General features: G+C 70.0%; 22 protein-coding genes and 1 pseudogene. 12 read left to right on the forward strand and 11 right to left on the reverse strand.

What is annotated here, in order from left to right; all coding sequences use genetic code 11:
• Positions 1 to 336 precede the first annotated feature (336 nt).
• Together ACZ5TL_RS31125 and ACZ5TL_RS31130 are read right to left on the reverse strand one after the other, a co-directional pair.
• Positions 337 to 648: a hypothetical protein gene (locus tag ACZ5TL_RS31125; protein WP_468594003.1), complete on the reverse strand. Its 312-nt coding sequence runs from the start codon at positions 646 to 648 to the stop codon at positions 337 to 339.
• 42 nt (positions 649 to 690) lie between these two features.
• Entirely contained in the window at positions 691 to 1,074 is a 384-nt protein-coding gene (locus ACZ5TL_RS31130; RefSeq protein ID WP_468594005.1) for a hypothetical protein, read from the reverse strand.
• Positions 1,075 to 1,293: 219 nt separating this feature from the next.
• Between ACZ5TL_RS31130 and ACZ5TL_RS31135 the strand changes: the two genes are divergently transcribed.
• The 4 genes from ACZ5TL_RS31135 (at position 1,294) to ACZ5TL_RS31150 (ending at position 4,693) form a co-directional block, all read left to right on the forward strand.
• Entirely contained in the window at positions 1,294 to 1,623 is a 330-nt protein-coding gene (locus ACZ5TL_RS31135) for a putative quinol monooxygenase (RefSeq protein WP_468594006.1), read from the forward strand.
• On the forward strand, positions 1,620 to 2,879 hold the full coding sequence (locus ACZ5TL_RS31140; RefSeq protein ID WP_468594007.1) for a helix-turn-helix domain-containing protein: 1,260 nt from the start codon (positions 1,620 to 1,622) through the stop codon (positions 2,877 to 2,879). Before ACZ5TL_RS31135 ends, ACZ5TL_RS31140 begins: the two co-directional genes overlap by 4 nt.
• 210 nt (positions 2,880 to 3,089) lie before the next feature.
• On the forward strand, positions 3,090 to 4,127 hold the full coding sequence (locus tag ACZ5TL_RS31145) for an AAA family ATPase (protein ID WP_468594009.1): 1,038 nt from the start codon (positions 3,090 to 3,092) through the stop codon (positions 4,125 to 4,127).
• A complete protein-coding gene (locus ACZ5TL_RS31150; RefSeq protein WP_468594010.1) occupies positions 4,124 to 4,693 on the forward strand; it encodes a phosphotransferase-like protein in 570 nt (189 codons plus the stop codon). The genes ACZ5TL_RS31145 and ACZ5TL_RS31150 overlap by 4 nt, the downstream gene beginning before the upstream one ends.
• Before the next feature lie 7 nt (positions 4,694 to 4,700).
• On the opposite strand, the gene ACZ5TL_RS31155 is transcribed toward ACZ5TL_RS31150, so the two are convergent.
• Complete coding sequence (locus ACZ5TL_RS31155) at positions 4,701 to 5,540, reverse strand: DUF1932 domain-containing protein (RefSeq protein ID WP_468594011.1); 840 nt, start codon at positions 5,538 to 5,540, stop codon at positions 4,701 to 4,703.
• A 4-nt stretch (positions 5,541 to 5,544) separates the two neighbouring features.
• On the reverse strand, positions 5,545 to 6,195 hold the full coding sequence (locus tag ACZ5TL_RS31160; RefSeq protein WP_468594012.1) for an HAD family hydrolase: 651 nt from the start codon (positions 6,193 to 6,195) through the stop codon (positions 5,545 to 5,547).
• Between the two features lie 531 nt (positions 6,196 to 6,726).
• Here ACZ5TL_RS31160 and ACZ5TL_RS31165 point away from each other — a divergent pair.
• A complete protein-coding gene (locus ACZ5TL_RS31165) occupies positions 6,727 to 7,032 on the forward strand; it encodes a helix-turn-helix transcriptional regulator (RefSeq protein WP_468594013.1) in 306 nt (101 codons plus the stop codon).
• Positions 7,033 to 8,065: 1,033 nt separating this feature from the next.
• Here the strand turns inward: ACZ5TL_RS31165 and ACZ5TL_RS31170 are convergent.
• A complete protein-coding gene (locus ACZ5TL_RS31170) occupies positions 8,066 to 8,359 on the reverse strand; it encodes a hypothetical protein (RefSeq protein WP_468594015.1) in 294 nt (97 codons plus the stop codon).
• Between the two features lie 637 nt (positions 8,360 to 8,996).
• Here ACZ5TL_RS31170 and ACZ5TL_RS31175 point away from each other — a divergent pair.
• On the forward strand, positions 8,997 to 9,728 hold the full coding sequence (locus tag ACZ5TL_RS31175; RefSeq protein WP_468594017.1) for a hypothetical protein: 732 nt from the start codon (positions 8,997 to 8,999) through the stop codon (positions 9,726 to 9,728).
• Positions 9,728 to 10,546, forward strand: coding sequence for a DciA family protein (locus tag ACZ5TL_RS31180; RefSeq protein WP_468594018.1), 819 nt, complete (start codon positions 9,728 to 9,730; stop codon positions 10,544 to 10,546). Before ACZ5TL_RS31175 ends, ACZ5TL_RS31180 begins: the two co-directional genes overlap by 1 nt.
• 232 nt (positions 10,547 to 10,778) lie before the next feature.
• Here ACZ5TL_RS31180 and ACZ5TL_RS31185 read toward each other — a convergent pair whose 3' ends face one another.
• Together ACZ5TL_RS31185 and ACZ5TL_RS31190 are read right to left on the reverse strand one after the other, a co-directional pair.
• Complete coding sequence (locus tag ACZ5TL_RS31185; protein ID WP_468594019.1) at positions 10,779 to 12,326, reverse strand: hypothetical protein; 1,548 nt, start codon at positions 12,324 to 12,326, stop codon at positions 10,779 to 10,781.
• A 223-nt stretch (positions 12,327 to 12,549) separates the two neighbouring features.
• On the reverse strand, positions 12,550 to 13,125 hold the full coding sequence (locus ACZ5TL_RS31190; protein WP_468594020.1) for a hypothetical protein: 576 nt from the start codon (positions 13,123 to 13,125) through the stop codon (positions 12,550 to 12,552).
• A 159-nt stretch (positions 13,126 to 13,284) separates the two neighbouring features.
• Between ACZ5TL_RS31190 and ACZ5TL_RS31195 the strand changes: the two genes are divergently transcribed.
• From ACZ5TL_RS31195 to ACZ5TL_RS31205, 3 genes and pseudogenes are all read left to right on the forward strand, one after another.
• A complete protein-coding gene (locus ACZ5TL_RS31195; protein ID WP_468594021.1) occupies positions 13,285 to 13,566 on the forward strand; it encodes a hypothetical protein in 282 nt (93 codons plus the stop codon).
• 231 nt (positions 13,567 to 13,797) lie between these two features.
• Positions 13,798 to 13,929 (forward strand): annotated as a pseudogene (locus tag ACZ5TL_RS31200) (zinc finger domain-containing protein); the annotation flags it as partial.
• A 72-nt stretch (positions 13,930 to 14,001) separates the two neighbouring features.
• Entirely contained in the window at positions 14,002 to 14,409 is a 408-nt protein-coding gene (locus tag ACZ5TL_RS31205; protein ID WP_468594098.1) for a hypothetical protein, read from the forward strand.
• 202 nt (positions 14,410 to 14,611) lie between these two features.
• Here ACZ5TL_RS31205 and ACZ5TL_RS31210 read toward each other — a convergent pair whose 3' ends face one another.
• The 4 genes from ACZ5TL_RS31210 to ACZ5TL_RS31225 form a co-directional block, all read right to left on the reverse strand.
• On the reverse strand, positions 14,612 to 15,283 hold the full coding sequence (locus tag ACZ5TL_RS31210; RefSeq protein ID WP_468594022.1) for a hypothetical protein: 672 nt from the start codon (positions 15,281 to 15,283) through the stop codon (positions 14,612 to 14,614).
• Positions 15,284 to 15,452: 169 nt separating this feature from the next.
• Positions 15,453 to 16,982, reverse strand: coding sequence for a hypothetical protein (locus ACZ5TL_RS31215; protein WP_468594023.1), 1,530 nt, complete (start codon positions 16,980 to 16,982; stop codon positions 15,453 to 15,455).
• 326 nt (positions 16,983 to 17,308) lie between these two features.
• Positions 17,309 to 18,607: a hypothetical protein gene (locus tag ACZ5TL_RS31220; RefSeq protein ID WP_468594024.1), complete on the reverse strand. Its 1,299-nt coding sequence runs from the start codon at positions 18,605 to 18,607 to the stop codon at positions 17,309 to 17,311.
• 369 nt (positions 18,608 to 18,976) lie between these two features.
• Positions 18,977 to 19,912, reverse strand: coding sequence for a hypothetical protein (locus ACZ5TL_RS31225; protein WP_468594025.1), 936 nt, complete (start codon positions 19,910 to 19,912; stop codon positions 18,977 to 18,979).
• A gap of 490 nt (positions 19,913 to 20,402) precedes the next feature.
• Here ACZ5TL_RS31225 and ACZ5TL_RS31230 point away from each other — a divergent pair, with 490 nt between their 5' ends.
• Both ACZ5TL_RS31230 and ACZ5TL_RS31235 read left to right on the forward strand, forming a co-directional pair.
• Complete coding sequence (locus ACZ5TL_RS31230) at positions 20,403 to 20,660, forward strand: hypothetical protein (protein ID WP_381424306.1); 258 nt, start codon at positions 20,403 to 20,405, stop codon at positions 20,658 to 20,660.
• A gap of 8 nt (positions 20,661 to 20,668) precedes the next feature.
• Positions 20,669 to 21,037: a PIN domain-containing protein gene (locus tag ACZ5TL_RS31235; RefSeq protein WP_468594094.1), complete on the forward strand. Its 369-nt coding sequence runs from the start codon at positions 20,669 to 20,671 to the stop codon at positions 21,035 to 21,037.
• Positions 21,038 to 21,042: the final 5 nt, after the last annotated feature.

Here is a 21,042-nt window from a genome sequence, read left to right on the forward strand (position 1 = left end):
GATCTTGCTGGCACGGTAGGGGGGAAGAGTGCTGGGACGCACAGGAACTCCCTGGAGTGGAGGCGGTCGGTGAGACTGTTGCGTTCTCCACCCCTCAGGGACTGACCAGCGACAAATACGGCTGGTCCGGCCGTGAGGGACAGGCAGCGCAACTGCTGTTGGAAGCCCCGCGAGAGTCGGCCAAGGTCATCGTGGGGCCTTTCGGCCGTGTCACTTGGCGCGCATAACTTCTCGCGTGCTGCGCTTATGCGGTTGTGGGTGGTGCTTGGGGGCCGTCTCCGGCTTCCCACCACCAGGACCGAGCAGGGGCGCGGTCCTGATAGAAGGCCTCCGGGGTCAGCTGGCGAAGCGCTCCATCTGCGTCTGGAGGAGCGCGGCCTGGCTGGTCTTGCCGCTGCCCGTGGTGCCGCCGATGAGCAGGCGAAGGGTGCCGGCCTCGCGGCGCTGGGCCAGGTCCTCGGCGGTGGCGAGGTCGACGACGACCTGACCGCCCTCGGCGTGACGGCCGAGGACGAACCGGTTGGTGGCGATGGCCTCGGCGAAGGCCGGGCTCGCGGCTTCCACCGTGTGCTCGTAGCCCTCGATCTCGGCGGTGGACCAGGTGGTGACGTCGCCGTGCACGGCGCGGAAGGAGTCCGGGGTCTGCATCGCAATCAGGTCCTCTCGGTGCGATCGGTGGATCGGCGGGGTTCAGGCGGCGAGCGGGGCGGCGGCCACGGTGCCGTGGAAGGCGGACACCTCCGTGTTCGCGGGGTTGAGCTGGGAGGCGTACGGGAGGAGGACGTCGACCAGGCGCTCACGGACCAGGGCGGTGACGGTCGGGTCGTCCGCGAGGATGTCGCGGGCCGCGTGCCGCCTCGCGAAGAACTGCTTCAGCAGCTCCTGGTCGGTCAGACCCTTCTCACGGGACGTCGCATAGGGCTCGTGCAGCTCCAGCGGCGTACCGAACGCCACGTCCAGGTCGATGTCGCTGAACTCCGGGAGCTCCACCTCCAGCTCGTCCAGGAGCGCGATGGTCTCGCCGTCGAAGTCCTCGGTGGCGAAGCTGGCGACGGGGCGGCTGGTGACGTTCATGGGGTGGTGCTCCCTTCGGTAGGAGCCCGCGCAGAGGCGGGTCAGGTGCATCCGGGCAGGCCAAATAAGCGCCTTCTGGCGGTCCATCCCTTGCGGGGTGGAACACCTTGGACAGTAGTAGCACTGCAAGTGCGAGTCAACACTTTGACTGCTAACTAGCACTACAGCTTTAGGTGTGAGAATGTGTGCATGCTTACGCGACGTGGAGAGGAAGACTTCGTGGCCAGCGGATACGCACTGGTGGTGCGCTTCACCCTGCGAGACACCTCGGCAGCCCTGCAGTTCGACGACCTGGTCGCCCAGACCATCGAGGGCATTCGCACCGAGGCCGGCACGCTCGTCTACACCGTGCACACCCCGGTGGACGAGCCCCTGGTCCGGGTCTTCTACGAGCTGTACGCCGACCGCGACGCGTTCCAGGCGCACGAGGACCAGGCCCACACTCAGCGCTTCCTCGCGGCCCGCGAGTCGCTCCTGAGCAACGTCGAAGTGACGTTCCTCAACGAGCTGAAGGACCTGAGCAAGCGCCCCGAAGCGGAGCAGTCGTGAAGCCGACCGGCAAGGACGTCGATCCGCAGGATCGTGCCTTCGGGCAGCGTGTCCAGAGATTCCGGAAGGAACGAGGGCGCACGCAAGCCGAGTTCGCGGCAGCGCTCGGGAAGACCAGCAGCTGGCTCTCCCAGGTCGAACGAGGTGTGCAGCCCGTCCAGCGCATGGACCTGCTCCAGCAGATCGCGGACGAGCTGGGCGTGTCCGTCCAGCAGCTGCGTCCCAGCGTTGCGGCAGACGGGCCATCACAGGCACCCACCGCTCAGTCGCTCTCCAACGATCTGGACGAGACCCGCCGACTGCTGTCCGGCCATCCGGCGCTTCAGACTCTGCTGACCGCTGGCCGTGACGACTCCGGAGCGACGCGCACCGTCGAATCCCTGCGGAGCGACGTCGATGACCTCTGGGAGCTGACACATGCAGGTCAGCTCGCACAGGTCAGCACCCTCGCGGTACAGCTGCTCCCCGAACTGGAGCGGACGGTTCGGACAGCTCCCAGCGAGCACCAGGCGGAGCTGTACCTGCTGTTGTCCCGGGCCTACCAGGCCCTGTCCGCCGCGTTCGTACGCCAGGATGAGGCGGATGCCGCCTGGGTAGCCGCCGACCGCGCGGTCTTCGCAGCCGAGCGATCCGATGACCCTCTGCACGTCTGCGCCAGCGTGTTCCGCATGGTGCAGGCGTTCGTACGACTTCGCAGTCTCGGACAGGCCGAACACGCTGCACAGACCGCGATCAGCGCGCTGGGCGAACAGGCCAACCAGTCGCCGGAGTCCCTGTCCGTCCTCGGCTCCCTGCATCTGGCCCTGGCTCTCGTCCGAGCCCGTGCCAGTGCGCGAACGGAGGCCAAGGAGGAGATCGCCAAGGCTCGCGCCATCGCCGCGCGACTCGGAGAGAACCGCAACGACTTCAATCTGGAGTTCGGCCCGGTCAACGTCGAGATTCAGGCGGTCAGCACTGCTGTGGACCTGGGAGACGCTGGCGAGGCGCTGGACATCGGCCTCACCATCGACGCCTCCGCACTCTCGCCCGAGAGGCAGGGCCGGCTCCTGATGGACCTGGGACGCGCCCACGCGCAGAGGCGCCATGGCGGCGAGGCTCTCCGCTGCCTGTTGGACGCTGAGGCCATCGCCCCCGAGATCATCCAGACCCATCAGGCCGCCCGCGCAGCAATCCGCGAACTCGTCCTGGTGGCGGGGCCGAACGCATCGCGCGAGCTGCTGGAACTCGCCGAAAGAGCTGATGCCCTGCTGGACTAATTCGGATCTATCCCGGCTGTCGCCGTGGTGGTCGATAACCACTGGTCTGCACCCCCTGCCAACCTCGTCGTTGTGTGGGGGCAATCACACCGGCGGCGGCAGGGATGGAACATCACAGAGGCTTGTCGAAGCCCGTACGCACTTTCATTCACGGGTTTTCAACATCCGCGTACACATGGGATTTGGGGCCCGAGCCCTAGGCTCGCGCCCATGACGATGACGGAGGGGCAAAGGGTGGGGAAGCAACGTGCAGGGTGGAGGCCGGACCGGCTGCGTGAGCAGCGGGAGGCCCATGGCCTGACTCTGGAGAAGGCCGGTGAGCGTCTCCGGGAGGTTGCTGAGCGGGCCAAGCTCAAGGGCATTCCTGCTGCGAATCCTCAGACCTTGTGGCAGCACGAGCAGGGCGAGGTCTTCCCTGGGCCTCACTACCGGCGCGCCTACTGCCTCCTCTACCGGGCCACTGAGCCTGACCTCGGTTTCCGCACCGCCCTTCCCGGTGAGGAGACGTCCTTCAAAATCACGCCGATGGACGACCGCCTCAACGGTGCGCACGTGCTGGCCGTTGAGCGGGCGATTCACCGCATTGCGCCGGGCTCGGGCGAAGCCGACCACTTCGACTTGCAGCAGCGCATCATCGACGCGTGGAAGCGCAGGCACACGGGCGGCGACCCGCATCGCCCGGTGCTCATTCTGGTCGGCGGGTTCGCCGGCAGTGGGAAGACCGAGCTCGCCCGCTTCTTCGTTCAGCTCACCGGCTGGCCGCTGCTCGACAAGGACCCGCTCACCCGTCCGCTCGTGGAGCGCCTCCTGGTCGCGTTGGGTGGCGACGCGAACGACCGGCACACCGATCTCTACCGAGAGAAGGTCCGGCCGGTGGAGTACGACTGCCTGATGCAGTCGGCCATGGCCAACATCAAGTGCGGCATCTCCACGGTGTTGACCGCGCCGTTCATCGCGGAGATGACAGACCCGGCCTGGATGCAGCGTCTAACCAACCGCGCGGGCTCGATGGGTGTCGACGTCTTCCCGGTGTGGGTTCGCTGTGACGAAGAGTCGATGCGCGAGTACATCGGATTCCGCTCCGCGGCCCGGGACGCATGGAAGCTCCAGCGGTGGGACGAGTACATGGCCACGATTGACCTGGAGCTGCGCCCGGCGGTGCCGCACTTGGTCGTCGACAACCGGCTGGGGACTGCGGTGACGCTCGCGGACCAAGCCCGGCAGGCGATGAGGGCGATGTACGCGTGAACCTGAAACAGGGCGTGATCCTGTACGGCCCGCCGGCGTCGGGCAAGGACACCGTCACCACCGCGCTCACCGAGCTGAACTCGAGGTATGCGCAGTTCGCGCGGCTCAAGGTGGGGACGGGCAAGTCCGCCGGCTACCGGATGGGCACAGCGGAGCAGCTGGACGAGCTGGAGGCCGCGGGCGATGTCGTCTATGCGAACGCGCGGTACGGCAACACGTACGTGATCGACCGGCCCGGCGTCGACGCGGCGTTCGCGGCCGGGGTGCCGGTGGTGCACCTCGGACAGATCGACGGCATCCGCGCCCTGGTCGACGGCTACCCGGCCAACTGGACGCTGGTGCTTCTGTGGTGCCCGCGTGAGGTCTCTGCGCAGCGATCTGCGGGGCGCGGTGACGCCGACACCATGGCACGCCTGGCGGCATGGGACGCGACCCGCGAGGATCTGGACGCGCACCCGGACCTGGCCTGGGACCTGACCGTGGACACCACGACGGCGGCACCGCAGGACGCGGCGCGGCTCATCGACCAGCTGCTGATGCGGCGGGCGGGAGCGGCGACGGCATGAGCGCGGGCTACGGCTGGGCGAGCCGGTCCAGGGCGTCGGTGAGCGTGAGCTCGCGGTCGTCCTTGACGTCGTGCCACCGTGCCAGCGTGGTCGCGGCCGCGCGCAGCATCTCCGGCGGGAGGCCGGCGGCCGCGAGCGCGTCGGCGGCCTCCTCCAGCTCCGGGCCCCAGCGCCAGGCGCGCGCCGCCGTCTTGGCCACGTACTGCGGCTCGGACAGGTACGAGTCGGTGCGCCGGGAAGCGACCTCGATGAGCTCCTGGTCGACGCCGTGCTCGCGTGCCATGCCCACCGCGAGCGCCACCAGCACGCGCGACGTCTTCTGGAAGCTGGCGTACGCCAACTTCAACGCGGACGCCTTCCCAACCTCCGTGCCCAGCGCCTTCGTCTGCACCGCAGTGCCCGCGAAGAGCGCCTCGATCTGCTCGGTCGCGGCGGCCGGGCCGGACAGGTACAGCACCGGGGTCTTGCCGCGTACGGGCGGGGAGCCGACGACGCCGCCGTCCACGACGGTCGCGTCCGATCCGAGCAGCCCGGCGATCCGTATCGTCCGCTCGGGGTTGATCGCGTTCGCCTCCAGGTACACCCCGTCAAAGCGGTGCCCGGCGACGTCGTGGGCTAGGTCTTCGGCAGCGGCCGGCGGGCAGAGGCTGATGACGATGTCGCTGCGGTCCAGCAGCTCCGTCAGCGTGGCCACCGGCGTCAGGCCGAACTGTTCGGCGCGCGCCGTGGACGCTGCGCTGCGCCCGGCTGAGCACCAGACGATCGCGGCCGCGTTGGTCGCGGCGCAGGCGGCGATGGCGGCGCCCATGCTGCCGGGGTGGAGGATGCCGACGGTGGGCTGGTCCACAGTGCTACTCCGGGGTCTCATTGAGCAGGATGTTGATGGCGTCGGTGACGTCGTCGACGGCGTGGTGTGCGGCCTTGAGGCCGTCGGGCCAGGGTCGGCCCCGCAGCCAGATGGTGCGCAGGCCAGCACTATGCCCACCGCCGATGTCTCCGGCCGGGTTGTCGCCAGTCATCCATCCGCCGTCGGCGAGGCTCCGACCGCAGCGGGAGGCGGCGAATTCGTACAGGCGCTGGTCAGGTTTGCGGATCTCCAGGTCTCCGGAGACGGCCACGCCGTCGACCAGGCGGGCGAGGCCGGTCGCGGCGAGCTTGGCGCGCTGCACGTCGCTGGCACCGTTCGTGACGATGCCGATCGTCCACGCGGCCGCGCGCAGGTGGGCCAGGCCCTCGAGGACCTCCGGCCGACAGGTGACGGCGGCCGCCATCAGGTCGACGTACTCCTGCCACAGCTGCCCAGCGGGCACGGCCAGGCCGAAGACGTCGCGCAGCCGGACGAAGTTGTCGGGGTTCGCGCGGTCGACCAGTTCAGCGCGCAGCCACTGCTCGGTGGCGGCATCGAAGTTGTGCGCGCGGCACAACGCGGTAAGGGCGTCGCGGACAGCGGTCTGCCGGTCGACGAGCGTGCCGTCCAGATCGAAAAGGGCGAGTCGGGCCACGGGCAGGAACCGTACTGGTTGCGGCGCGCCCGCGGTTCCGCGGTCTCGTACTCAGTCAGCTCGGGGGAGGAGTCAAGTGAGCAGACCGCAGCGGTGTTCGGAGTCGATCTCGCTGTCGGAGCGGGAGATCCGGCTTCTCTCGGAGATTCCGCACGGTTCGACGTCGATCGAGACGGAGCTCCATTGCGAGCTGGAGGCTGGGCACCGGGGACCGCATGCTGCGCTCGGGGACTTCTCGAAGCCGGTGGGTGCTGGCCGACTCGCCCCCGGCGAGGCCGTTTCCTGGTGGGTGCGGTGGGACGATCCAACCGGTCGGCGCGACGTTGTCCCGCAGGCGACCTGCCCGGTGGAGACCCGACCAGGCGAGATCACGTCCGAGGTGTGCACCCTGTTCGCCAGGCATCCTGGGCGGCACGACTTCGATTGGGTGGTCCCGGACTACTTCCGGAGGGACGAACGCTGACGGCGTACCCCTCCCGGAGATCAAATGGTGTATGTTTCAGAGATCGATCGATCTTGAGAGGCTGCGCTATGTCCGACCCGGACCGCTTGAAGCAGGTCGATGCCCTGCTGGACGGCCTGGACGATGTCCTCCCGCCGCCGCGCGTGCGCGCGCAGCTGCGTCTCGCCGCGAACCTCACGCAGCAGGACGTCGCGGACGCGGTGGGCGTGAAGCGCCTTGCCGTGGTGCGTTGGGAGCTGGGGAAGAGCACCCCCCGGCGCCCGCAGCGCGATGCCTACATCCATCTGCTCAAGCGGCTCGCGGAGCGTTTCCCCGAAGCCGCTGAGCTGGATGCGGGCAGCGCGACGCCGGCCTCCGAAGGGGGGTCGGGATGACCTAGTGGCCATCGGCCGCGCGCGCCAAGGAGCGGACTTACCACCCGCTGGCCTCGCGCGGCCCGTCTACCGACCGGATTAACCACCCGCGTCGGCCGCTCAGGTCCCGGCTGTCACCGGTCCTGAGCTGCGGCTCATCGAGCCGCACATATCTCCATCGGCCCCTCATCAGGGCCACTACAACCCGGCCGCCAACCACGGCCACCACAGCCGCAGATCAGCACCGCCAGCTTCACCGCGGGCCCCCACCACAGGGGCTTCGCGATTCACCAGAAACCAAGAGAGAGGAGAAATCTCCCCCCACCCAGTCGGTGTCCGCCCGCTTCTCACGAAGGGGGCGGCACCCACACATCCGCACATCCGGTTCGGCCGGGCCCCGAGGGGCTCTGGTCGGTCCAGCTATATGGAAGGTAGGTCGTTCTCATAGTGCCCGAGAGTGGTGTCCCCTGTCAGCTTGACCCTGTCCGTTTCACACCGGTTCAGGCATGGCGGGCTTCCCGTGTGACGGGATCGTCGCCCGAGTCCTCCCTCTTTACGCGTTTCGTACAGGAAGAGGGTCTTCCAGTAGGAAGCTACGAGAGCAGCCCTTTCGGGGTCTGCTCGATGAGTGTGGTCGCGGTGTCTGCCGCCCCGCTCGTGCACCCGCTCTCGGAGGCCGTCGACAACTCCGTCGGCGGCGGCGTCCTCGAGGACGGCGTCCCGCCCCACGGGACGGGTTCCAAGATTGTTGCCCGCCGTACGGGAGCGCGAGGGGTGATCGGGGCTGAGCGGAATCTGTCCACAGGCCGTTCGGTGCAGGGTCGGCGAGTGGATCAGGAAACGCGAGTTCTGCTTGCTGAGGGGGGTGTCCGCTTTGGCGTGTACACCGGCCCGATGGCGACACAGGCGATGTTGGGATGTTCGGCCGTTGCGGCTCTTGTCGGGGCGGTGGGCCGATGAGCACGGCGGCGGCACCGACCGTTGCCGTGGACGAGAGCGCGCCGGTTCGGCGGCAGCGGGTGCGGGTGCCGATGCGTCTTGTGTCCTCGCCGCACTACCAGGACGTGGCGCTGTCGGTGTACGTGAAGGTGAAGGCGCTGGGGCTGCGGCCGGAGGGCTGCCAGGCGCGTACGGAGACGATCGCGTCGTATCTGGGGCTGTCGGTGGCGTCGGTGGAGCGGGGGATGACGCAGCTGCGTCGTCCGGGTCCGGACGGCGTGGTGGAGCTGTTCTCGGATCGTCGGACGTTGCCGGGTGGCACGGGCACGTCGGCGGTGCGGACGGTGCGGGCGATGACTCGCGCGGAGGCGTTCGTGTGGCTGCCGGTGGCGGCCTCGGAGGACCTCACGCCCCGGCAGCTGCGTGCGTTCGCGCTGATCGCGTATGCGCAGGCGCGGGGGATCGCGCTGACGGAGGCTGAGCTGGCGGCCGGTCTGCGGCACCACTCGGGCCAGAAGGCCGGTCAGCCGATCTCGGTGACGGCGGCGTCGGCGGTGGTGGACGAGGTGGAGGCGGCGCGCTGGGTGACGGTGCAGCGGCGTGCGGGGGCGCAGGGGCGTCACCACTACATCGCGCACGACATCGCTCCCGAGGTTCGTCCGGAGGGTGGCCGCGCGGCGGTCGCCGGGGCTGCTGAGGCGGCTGTGACGGGTGGTTCTGAGGAGTCGGCTAGTTCCCAAGTTGGTGAGGGATCGGGTTCGCCGGTTGGTGAGGGATCCCTCGCGAATGAGGAATCACCTAGGACTGACTCACCGGATGACGAGGGCGCGTTTTTCTCATCCGCCGTAGGCGAGGTACCGGTAGTTGAGGGCGCTGGGGCTGTGGAAAACCCGACTGACGCTGCTGCGCGTACGGAGGCTGGCGGTGGTCTCGCGCTTCGCGCGGGTGGAAACAGCCAGCCCTCCCCCTCGAAGCCGGAAACGGAAAAGCGCAGCAGCAGGGGCGTCGGGTCGGCGCGGTCGTCGTACGACGGACCGCAGTTGGCGATGAGCCCGCAGATCTACGCCGTGCTGGAGCCGGTGCACCTGCTGCTGGAGCGGGTGACCAGCGACTTCGTCGCCCGGCAGATCGCTCGTGAGGTGGGCCGCCAGCTGCGTGAGGGCACCGACGCCGAGCGCCTGCAGCACCGGCTGACCGCCCGGTTCGCCAAGGTGATGCTCTCGGAGATCCGTGACCCGGGCCGGTGGCTGCTGGGTGTGGCCCTGCCGCGCTGGGGCTGCGGCTACCAGGACTGCGAGGCCGGCGTGCTGTGGTCGACCGGCAAGGACTGCGAGGTGTGTGCCGAGATCGTCCAGGACAAGGCCGCGGCCCGGCGACGTGCCCAGCGCATCGAGCAGGGCCTGTGTCCCGAGCACGGCACCCGTCCCGGCCCGGGCGGCCGCTGCGTCGACTGCGTGCTGGACGACGCGGCCCGTAACCCGACGCCGGCCCCGGTCCCGGTGCAGCGCGAGGTAGAGGGTCCGCCGCGCGGGTCCTGCGGGGACTGCGGTGCCCGGATCGTCGTGATCGGCCGCGCCCTCGAGGACGGCCTGTGCAAGCTCTGCCGGGAGGAGGCCGCTGTGCTGGGCGCCGCCGCCGTGCCCGCGCAGACCGCCCCGGCCGGGCAGGAGACCTGCTCGGGCCGGGACGGAGATGTGCCGTGCGGGCGGAAGCCCCTGCCGTCGCGCAGCGTCTGCGGGATCCACCGCGTCCAGGAGCTGGCCGGGGAGGTCGCCTGATGACCGAGAACCCGCAGCTCAGTGGCGTCGACCTGGCCCGCGTCGCACTGCGCGCTGCCAAGGTGGCAGCGCAGAAGAACGGCGGCGGCCGCACGATGCAGCCCAAGCCGCGCACGACCCGGGTGACCCGGCGAGACGGGCGCGAGCCGATGGGGCTCGGGGCCGCGATCGACGCCCTGGTGACCGAGCGGGCCTGGGAGCTCCCGGCCGCTGGCGCGACGCTGCGGGATCGGTGGGCGGCCATCGCCCCCGAGCTCGCCGGGCACGTCGCCGCGGTCGGGTACGACGCCGACTCCGGCCGGCTCACCGTGTGCCCGGAGTCGTCAGCCTGGGCAACCAAGGTCCGCCTGGAGCAGACCCGGATCATCGCGGCCGCCAACGAGTCGGCGGGCCGCACGGTCGTCCGCGCCCTGCGGATCCTCGCGCCCGGCACGGTCCCGGTGTCCGGCCCGGCCGACACCGACCTGCAGCCCGTCGGGGTGTCTGCCGGGCCGGTGCGCACCCGGGAGACCGCCTCGCCTGGCTACCACCGTGCGCTCGCCGCGCACCAGGAGGCGGCCCGGCCCTCCCGTGTGGACCCGGCCATCGCAGAGGCGGTGGAACGGCAGACCAGGGCGATGCGGGAGCTGTCCCGGCGCGCGTTCCCCGAGCCCGACGTCGTCCCGGATGACGCGCCGGCCCTGATCGAGCAGGTTCGCCTTCAGCGTCGCCGCCAGGCCGCGGCGACCGAGGCCGCCGCGCTGCGCCGGGCCCGCGCCGAAAAGGCCGGAACGCTGCCCCATAAGAACGGGCCTCAGTCGTTGGGTAGAACGGCATGACCAGCAGAACGGAGACGGACGTACGGGGCCGTCCCTCTGGCTGGTGAACGCCCGTGGTGACACGATGAGTTGGCACGATCGGCGAGACGCGACGGAAGCATTTGTGCAAGCTGACAGGCGGCGGATCCAGACGGCGGTGCTGAGTACTGCGGAGTCGGAGGAGCCATGCTGCCGATGGAGGCCATCGAAACGGACGACACCGTCATCGGTTCACTCGGACGGGTGCTGTACCTCAAGTCCGGAGGGGACAGGTGAGCGGGAGGACGCGTTCGGTCAGTTGCCCGGTGAGCTGGGCATCGGTGAGGGCTGTATTGGTGAGCCAGTCCGCTGCGGTCAGCTGGTCGACCAGGTGCTGCAGCTCGCCGGAATCGACAGGGGCCCAGGCTGTGAGAGCGTTCAAGGCGATGCCCTGACCGCCGGGACCGAGGGTCCCCGAGGCGTCGGTCTGGGTGGCCAGCGTCAGGGCGAGCAGCCGGGTGCCGGCGGCGGCCTTGGCCTTGCGGAGCTTCTTGTCCGAGACGACCTTCTGGGCCCAGCCGGAGAGCTTGGTCCGCATCTTCTTGCCGAACGTGAACGGACCCGTCCCGTCCTCGTGGCGTGCCAGGGAGGGGACCGTGATCGGGGTGGGGTTCTCCGGCCGGGAGGCGAGCAGGTCGCCGGCAGTGCCGGGCAGGGTGAGCCAGCCGCAGCCGGTCAGCTTCTCGACCAGGTCCTCCGGGTCGGTCAGGCCCAGCGCGGTGACGTCCTGGCCGACGAGGTTGCCGGTGCCGGTGTGCGCGGTGCGCAGGGTCAGCATCAGCACCAGCAGCCCTGCGTCCCGGCCGGGCAGCGGGGTGTGGTCGGCCACGTGCGCGAGGACGGAGCGCGCGTGGTCCCATTGCGTCGGCACGGTCAGCAGGCGAGCCACGGCCGGACCGTTGCCGGCAGGCTCGGTGCTGCTCGGGGTCAGACCAGTGCGCTGCTGGTGCTGGAAGCGGGCGGCAATGGCGGCCTGCTCGGCGCGCCGAGCCTCCAGCCGCAGGCTCACGATGCCGCTGACATCGGCCCAGGTGGTGAAGGCCCGTGCTTTGCGCTCCTGGAGGTCGGCGAGCAACGCCAGGTCAGGCTCGGTGTGCTGCTGGTAGGCGCGGAAGAGGTCACCGAGTTCGATGAGTTCGTCCCGCAAGGCCACGGGCCGCAGGTCGTGGGGGATGACGCGCTGGGCGATCTTCACCTGTGGTGGGCGGCGTACGGGTGCCGAGCGGGGAGCCGGGAGCGGGCCGGCGGGGACCTGGTGGTCGGAGAACTGCGGCGCGCCCGCGCCCGTGGCTGTGACCGTTGCGGGGGTCGGGGGGTCGGTGGTGTGTGGCCCGGGCGCCTGGGAGGTGGCCGCAGTCTTGGCTCCGGGGGTGGCGGCCGCGCACCGCGAGCAGCACTCCATGGCCTGCCACCACCGTCCTTCCCGGTCTGTGATCACGGCCAGGACGACCGGGCCGCCGCACCGCCAGGGTTCGGAACGCGCGCGCCCGCCGGTGTCCGGCAGGTGCGTGTGGCAGCCGTCTGCCCTGCACGCGCAGTACGCCCCGGCCTTGGGGGCGGGGGCGGCACGCAGGTGGGCCTTGAGGTGGGCGACCGCGGCCGCCCGGCCAGCGGCCGCGGACGGAAGACGCTGTCCGGCACAGGCGGGGCGGCTGCACGAGATGCGTACCGCCGCAGTGCCTCGGCCGGCGGCGTCCAGACGCACCGTCCATCGGCGCCCCGGCACCCGTTCATCCAGCTCGCTCACCGCGGCCTGCGTCATCCCGGTCTTCCTCCCGTCCCGTGTCTGCGATGCTTGCCGCCGCTTGCCGCCGTGCCGAGCGGGTGTGTGCGTGCGGCGAGGCCACCGTATGCGGCACAGGGGCGATGGCTGGTGAACTCGCCCTCAGTGAGGGCTGTCGGTTTACGCCGCGACGCCACGCGAGGCGTCAACTGCGGCGCCGCGTCCCACCGGTCGAGCCGGGCACCGCAGCGGTGACGTGGCGTCAGTGGGAGTTCAGGGCGGCAACAGCCTCCTTCGGTGCTTCCATGCGCTTCTCGACGAACGCCCACCCGCCGTCGGGCGCTGAGTACGGCGTGCCGGGTGGGACCGTCAGCCACACCGAACCGTCATCGTCAACGAGCAAAAGCCCTTGGGAATGCAGGGAGTGCAGCGATTCAACGGCTTCATCCTCGGTGATGTTCTGAGCAGCGGCCGCATCGGCGGCCATGCCGGACAGGCGTGCCAGTGTCTCCAGATGCCGCGCTGCGTCCACGGGGATCTGCTTGCCGTAGATCTCTGCGTACTGCAGGAGAGTCCTCATCGTGTCGGCCTCGCCGGAGTCAGGGCCGAAATGGGCCTCGACCACATCGATCGGGCGGACACCCTTCATGCCCTGGGGAACGGTCGGCCGGGCCCACTCACGGTAGAAAGCGCCGGGCGGTTCGAGGTCGTACAGCGATACCGGCTTACGTGGACGCGGGGTGTGCTTGGGCCGCGGACCGATCCGTTCGGCGGCCGCAGCCCGGCGCGCGGCCTCTCGGGCCCGCCGCTGCGCAAGATCATTGCGTTTACGTGCCATGTCCTGCGTAACTCCGCAGGAACACCGCCGGTTCTCGCGCACTACACGGACAGCCCAGCCACTGCCGTGGACATCGCAGCGGTGAAGGTCGGCATGGCCAACGACACGCGCAACTTCAGATGAGCTGGGTACGTTCGGCGACCGCTCTAGCCTGAGCGCATGGCCTTGAGCACCGATGAACGCGCACTGCTGATGCTGATCGCCAAGTCTCGTGAGCCGGTAGTGATGTCCGACTTTTTCCACGAGCTGAGTCCGCCTGCACCGGGTATGAACGAGCATCATCCCGGCCACGAAGAGTGGATGCTGCGCCAGATCGAGTGGCACCGCGTCTCTGTTCAGCTTTGGCAGCAGGGCCTTGTCCGCGTCGTCGTCCCGGCCAACGGGGAGCGCGGTGACATGGTCGAGCCCACCGAGGCCGGGATCGTCGCCCTCGCCGCATGAGGCACACCCTCCAGGTCATGACGGCCGAGGAGACCCGAGCGTGGATGGAAGGGAACACCGGCCCCAAGTGCGGCCGCCACTACCGCCGCTGCGAGCGGTGCGCCCCCACCCCATAACCGAGTCCTGGCCGCCGATCGGTGGTCCGACTGTGTGACTTCGCCTGCTACCGCGTCCTCTGCAGCAATTCCTTCGTTGCCGTAGCGGGCCGCCTGGTCGTTCGAAAGGGGCAAGATGAGCCGAGCCGTGCCGCCAGCCGTACGTGAACGAGCCCGAGAGCGCACCTGCCCCAAGTGCCGTGCTCTGCCCGGGCAGAAGTGTGCGCCTGACCGGGCCGGGCGCCATCAGCTGCACAGCGACCGCATCTTTGTCGCCCGCCGGTCTCTGGAGCCTCTTCCACCGCACCGCCTCCTGCCGTCCGAGACGGACCGCGTGTTCATGGAATGGGATCCGCACACGGCGGACACCCCGGTCGTCTCCTGGCACCCCAGTGTCTTGGAGGACCTGTCCGGCTACCCCAATGAGAGCGCCGCCCTGCTGTGGCTGGCACTGGCAGAGGCCGGCATGCTCCGCCCGGACGGGCCCAAGCTCAGCAACTTCATCCTCGGGCTGATGCTCATGCCGATCGACTTCCTCACCGCCCAGGAAATCCTCGAGGCCATCGACCGGGTCGCCGCGCGCGGTTTCATCCGTCGCACGGACCCGGACGACATGTGCGCGATCGAGATCGACCACAACGCCATCCACATCATCGGGCGCCGTGAGCTGGACCCCCGGCTCCTCATGCAGTGGAACGCCGCCAAGGCCAGCTGGCCCGGCCCGCCCGTACCCCATCCGGAAGACTGATAGCGATCACAGCCCGGTGTGTCGGATTTCCGGTCCACAGGCCCGTGCCCCGGCACCCGCGCGTGACGATGCTCCTGAACGGGGCATGAGCGCCTTCCCTTTCGCTGAAGACGGGTCACCGTGACACCCCGGAAGTGACAGGTCACCGCGGCCGAGGTGAGCAGGATGGTCCTGCAGCGCATCCAGAGCGCACTGGCCAGGCTCATGGGCGGCGGGCGAGGACGTCGTCGATACGGGAGGCATCGTCGACCCAGGCCGCGGCGGCCGGCGCTATGAACCCGAGAACGGCCAGGATGTCGTCGCGGCGGGCTTCGAGCGGCAGGTGCCAGATCCCTTCGTGGTGGGCGATCCGGTTGCGAAACTTGTGCAGCCGCTTGACCGGATCCTCCACCGTGGCCAGGGCACGGTTGGGGGCGTGGGGGAAGGCGCCGGCCAGGTCGGGCCACAGCTTGGTCTTGTACTGGCGGGCCAGCAGGAAGCGCCAGAAGCCGAAGCTCAGCTCCGCGATGACCTTCCCCCGCGGGATGGCCACACCACCGCCGCGCCCGGCGCGCTCCTGGGCCTGGGCGATATCGCCGCGGGCCTTGCCGCTGAGGGGGATCTGCCTGTCGTCGTACCACTCGATGGTGCGGCCCCGGCGCTGCTGGCGGGCAACGAGCCGGGCGTCGAGCGCGTTGCGCAGCATGATCTCCAGGTGGCCGAGCGGTTCGAAGAACGCCGCGGCGAGGTCGCTGTTCCACCGGTACAGCGCGAGCGCGGCGGCAGAGTCGCCGGCGCACGCGGTCAGGTAGGGGTTGAGCCGGTCGGGGCTGATCAGCTCGATGACCGCCTTGTCGTCGGGCGTCTCGATGCTGGTGGGCGGCGTGCTGTGCATGGTGGGGCAATCGTAGGTACACTAGGCGGCGAAGACCCTGGAATCGTCCCTGGTAGCCCTCGAAAGTGGGCAGGCCATACCCCCAGGGTTCAGACCTCACAGCGAAGGCCACCCGGACTACCCGGGTGGCCTTCGTGCTGCATCGGCCTCCGTGCGGCGGGTCGGGCCGCTACGGGGTGCGGTAGCGGTCGTGGAGGATCTTGACCGTCTCGGTCCAGGCGCTATCGGCCTGCTGGGGCAGGTGGTGGCCAGCGTGGTCCGCGAGCTGCCGGTAGACCGGGTGCATGGTCCCGTCCTCCGCAGTGATCAGGGCGGTGAGCAGGGCCGGACGCTGCGGTTTCGCGCTGCGGGCGCGCGCGGTGGGCCTGACCCGGCGCAGCACCTGCACATGATCGGATTCCGTCAGCTCGCCCAGTCCCTTGACCTGGGCACACAGCTCGGTGAAGGGCACGGTCTTACCCAGTCGGGCTGCGTGCTCCAGAACGTCGCGTACGGCGTCGGCCAGGCCGGCCCCGTCGAACGGCTCCGGGCGGGAGGCCGGGAGGCGCGGCGAGCGGCCACGCGGCGGCTGAGGGGCGCGCGGCGCGGGTGCGGGCTCCGGATCGTTCTGCCACTGCTGCACCTGGGCGCGTTGTTCGTCGGTGAGCCAGGCCGAAGCCTGCTCCGCGGCCTGCGCGAGCTGGTTGCGCTGGCGGAGCGTGACCGCCATGCCGTGCGCCTTGTGCTGCGCGAGCACGCGCAGCAGCCGCTCAACCTTCTCCAGGGCCTTGCGCTCTTGGAAGGTCGGTTCCCGCGGCGTCGGCACGCCGACGGCGCGCTCCAGCCTCAGCAGCGCGTCGGCAGCAGCCCTGATCAGGTCATTTTCTTCGGCGGTGGCTCCGCCGTGCGTCACCTCCTCCGCCCGGTTCAGCCAGCGGCGGATCTCCGTGCGGCTGCGCCCGTCACTGACCGCCTGCTCGAGGGCCGCCATGACGGCGTCACGGTCCTGCGACGGGATGCCGTGCGCCTCGTCGCTGACGGCCCGCACGGCCGGCCGGCTCTGTGGCGGCGGCGCCTTGGGCGCCCATACGCCGATGGGCCGCCGCGTGGTGCGCAGCCGGCGGATTTCTTCGACCGCGGGGGTGGTGAGCCCCGAGTCGGTGAGCTCCACCTCCTCCAGGTCGAACCAGTCGGTGGTCCCGCCATGGCGTTCGGTGCCGACCTGGATCCGGCGGCGCGTGCCGTCGGGGACGAGCTGGATGCGGTTGACGTAGCCCTGCCGCAGCAGCACGTCCGGATCCGGCGTCATCTCCGGACCGAGCACCAGCCGAGCGGGGTCCTCTTCCCCCGTTACGGAAGAGCCGGGCGACTCGGAGAGCAGCACCCGAAGGGTGTCGTGTCCGCCGGGGGAGAAGAGCACGTCCCGGCCGATCGAGCCGTCCGCGTCGCGCGCGATGGTGGCGGTGGCGGTGATGTCCTGCCCCGCCAGCCAGTCCAACAGTCCGTGCTTGATGTACAGGTGGTCCGCGCTGGAGACCCCGGATGCCTTGCGGGCGCAGGTGGAGGTGTGCTCGGGATCGGGCCCGTGAGCGAAGTGGCAGGCGCGGTCGGTGTACAGCTTGGTGAAGAGCTGGTGGCCGCACCCGCCCAGCCACGTCCCGCACCAGTAGGTCTGGCCGGCGTGGCGGGCCCGGAAGTCGTCGAGCTCTATCGCTTCCATCGGAAGGACCACAGGGAGCTCGGAATCGGCGTGGCCGATCACTGCGGTCTGCACTCGGCGTTTGTCCAGGGCCATGCAACCTCCAGCCGTACTGGAGACGAGATCCGCCTCCGGTCGGCCCCCGGCCACACGCCGGGCGCCTAACTGACTGACGGTATCCCCCGCCACTGACAACACCGGAGCCGCTGAAGCACGGCTGGTGGGCCGATGCTGCCGGCGGTGGCGTCTGTCGACCACTGCCGACAGCGCCTGCAGACGAAGGACAACCCGCTGGTGCGCGAGGCGGCTGGCGCCCGGCCGGAGCGACGGGTGCCAGCCGAGGTCGCTCACGGGGTAGAGGGGCCGGCCTCCTCCCTTGGGTCCGTGTCCTGCTCCGTGGACGCTTGCGGGGTGTCAGGGGTCTCTGGCTCGTCGTCGGCCTCGTCGCGGCTCTCGGCTGTCGGGGCGCCGGGAGCGGTGCGGTCGTCGAGGGTGATGGTGACCGGCTGACCGCTGGGGGTGAGGTCGGTCAGGCTCTCCTCGATCCGCTCGTACAGCGTTGCCGCGAGCTCCTGGTCGCCGTCGCCGTCGCTGGCGGTGTGCTTGATGGAGTGCAGGCTGATCAGCAGGGCGATCAAGGAGCGGCCGGACAGAGCGGCGCGGATCCGTTCTTCTCCCTCACCGGCGACCTGCGGTGGTACGCGGAAGTGCGGGTGACGCCCCGCGTGGGCGGTGACGAACTCCCAGATGTCACGGTGACACAGCAGACTCGCCGAGGAGACGCGGGCCGCGGTCTTCAGCAGGTCCCTATGTTCCGGACTCACTTCGGCGAGCACGGGTTCGGCAGCAGTGTCCGGCTGCGGCCGCAGCTCCTCCACGGCGGCGTGCAAGTCCGCGATCTCCTGCCGCAGTGAGGCGAGTGCGGACTGGGCTTCAGCCAGCGCGGTACCGACCTCCTCTTTGATCTCTCCGACCGCTTCGCGTACTCGGACCGAGACATCCTGATGGCCGCCGGCCGGGCCGTCATCGGCGCTGACCGGTGTGGTGAGCGCGGTGAGCACCGGGGCGAGTTCCTCGGCGAGGACCTCACGGACGGCCTGGCGGACGACGTCGACCGGCAGCTCTGGGCTGGGCGAGGAGTCCGGCTCCTGTTCGGCGGAGCGCTGCGCGGGGATCGCGGGCTGGAGGGCACTGTCGTCCGGGTGGCCGTCCGGCGCGGTGAGGGTGGTGACGGGTGCGGCAGCCAGGTCAGGGTGGGCACCCTCGGCGCCGGATGCCTCCTGCTCGGCCGATGCGGGCGAGGGCGGGGTGGTGAGTGGGGGCGGTGCAGGCGCGGTGAGATCCGCGAGCACGACGCGGACCTCCCGCAGCTCGGCGCGCAGCTGGGCGACGACGTCGTGGACCGCGCTGTTGAGCGCGTCTCCGTTGGAGTTCAGCTTGTTGTAGACGTCGCGGAAGTTCGAGCGCATCCTGCCGAGCTCGTCGACGACCTCCTTGGTCGTCTTCTCGTGCGCGGCCCGGCCGGCCGTCTCCAGTTTCTCGACGCTCTTGTCGAGCGCGTCCCGGATGTTCTTGTCGGTGTGCACGACGGCGGTGTGGAGCATCGTCAGGGTGTTGGTGAGATCCGGATTCGGATGGCGGGCCATCATCCCCCATTTCGTCGCATTGAGTAGTCATTCCAGTTCGTTGCGTATGCTGCCCCGGGTGGGTCAAGCCGCGCGGGGAGATCGGATCAACTGACCTAAGAGCGCCTGTTGTTCAGGCCGAAACCGATCGGGGCGACCAGTTGATAGGGCGGCTGACTTGGCCGGGGCCGCCCCGTATCCGTCGCTTGGCCTGTGGGGAAACTCCGGACGTCCGCCGGCCTCCCGCAGGAAGGCCAGTGGGTGATGGCCCGCCTGGCCCGTCATCCCGACGAGCTCGGATACGCCATGGCTCACTTGGATGACGAACGCCGCACTGCGAACTGAGGACGTGTGAGTGTCGTGGGCTCCGTCAGGTAGTTCCGGCTGGGGTCAGGCGAAGGCCGTGCGGTTCAGTTCCGTGATCCTCTCGCGGCGCCGGTCATCGAGGGTGCGGCCCCATTTGGCGTTGGAGTAGTACACGGATCGTCCGGTGGTGGGCTCGCGGAAGTCGATGTTGCATCCGATGTCTGCGTGGGTGTGATCGCACAGGCAGGTGCATCGTTTGTGCTCGACTTCCCAGCCGAGCCCGGTGGGGCCGTCGCCCAGGAGCCGGATGAGGTCGGGGCACGGCGGGCCGTCGGTGGTCTCCAGCCGTACGGCGCCGCCTTCGCCGCCTACGGCGTGCCAGGCATCGGTGCTGTTGATCGGGCCTGGCCCGGCGGTCGCCCGGATGCGGCGGAGCAGGGGTGAGTAGATCGAGGGCGGATCGTAGGGCGCGGCGGTGGCTGCGGCGTAGGCGGCGCGTTCCTCGGGTGTCCAGTCCGGCTTGGGCTGCAGCAGGTCGTAGTCGGGGGCGAGGCGGTTGACGACGCGATCCCACCAGTGGGGGTTGAAGCCGGTGAGCAGGATGCTGGCGGGCATGCCGGGGCGGTACAGGCAAATGCCGCCCCTCTCTCTGCGGTAGCGGAGGCCGGGCACGCCGATAATCCGGTCCTGGGGACTCGAGAATTCGTCGTAGTCGTTCAGCCGGGGGAGGAGGAACTCGGCCCAGTAGTAGGCCACGTATGGCTCGTTGGTGAGCCGGAGGGCGAGCTGGTCCTCATCTGGCCGGACTTGGACGATGCCCAGGGGGTGTTCGGAGAGACCACCGATCTTGCAGCAGGCGAGGAAGACCGCGGTCTCCAGCAGCGCCTGCTCCGGGCGGCGGGCTGCGGGGACGGGGAGCGGCTGACCGTCGTCCTCGAGGAGTGCGCTGAGGGCTTGGTGGGATTCGCCGGTGCAGCGGCGGCGGTCTTCGGTGAGGGCCAGGGCGGCCTGAGGAGGCATAGCTGCTTTTCCGCGCCGGACCGGCCCCCGACGGTGAGCGCTTTGTTGAGGTGGTGCTGACGGTGTCGTGCGCGGGTGATGCTTCTGGCCGGTCCTCGGCGAGGGAGCTGCGGGGGCTTCTTCCATCGCGCGGCCGGGCGTTCACGCTGCCCGCGCTGATGACATCCGGAGCGCGGCTGAGGAGCAAGGAGGCGCAGCGGCTGACGCTTCGATCGGGTGAAGCAGTCAACGCCGTCCTACCTGGCCGGTCCCGCCACAACGGACGTGGACAGGCGTCGGCCCTCCCGTGGGGAGGGCCGGGAGGGACGGCGCGGCCCGCGCCAAGGTGACCTGGGTGAGCCAGGGCGGCGGCCCCCAGATCGGGGATCACCGCTGGTGGCAGCATTGCACTGGTTCCAGCCACACAACAGGCTCGTGACTGAATTCGACCCACAGATAGCATGGGTACGGGTACGTACCCGTACCCTGATCATGTGGAGGGAGCCCGATGATGCCTGACGCCAATGTCCGCATTCCTGAGGAAGCCCGCGACCGGCTCGCCGCCATAGCTGCGGCGGAGGGCATGTCGCTGCGCGCCTACCTGGCCCGCCTCGCCGAAACCCTCCTCACCCCGGACGAGCGTGCCGCGCGGGCAGAGCAGGCCCGGGCCGCGCTGAAGGAGTGGAACGGCTACGCGCCCACCCGCGCTGAGGAGCAGGACCTCGACAGCGAGCTGGACCGCCGCCTGGCCCAGGCGGCCGCCCGGTGAGCGACGCCATGCACATCGTCCTGGACGACACCGCGATGGCCGCGGCTGGCCAGGGCAACGTTCTCGCTTCCCGCCTCATCCACCGCGCCCACGCCCAGGCCGGCTGGTACCTGTACGCCCCCGCGTGCGCGCTCGTCGAAGCCGACCGTGCCCGGCCGGGCACGGCGGAGCACCTGGCCGCGCTGCCGGGCATCACCGTGCTCGACCTGGGCCTCCCGGCCGCTCTGGCCGTGGCCCAGCACGACACCTGGGCGGCGGCACACTGCCAGTACGCAGCCCAGCCGACGCCGGACCGCCCCGACGGGGCGATCATCGCCACCACCGCCCCCGACCGGTGGATCGGTGAGCCGGTCCGCGTCCTCGACCTGACACCCTGACTCCG

The organism is Streptomyces sp. NPDC033136 (assembly GCF_055578235.1).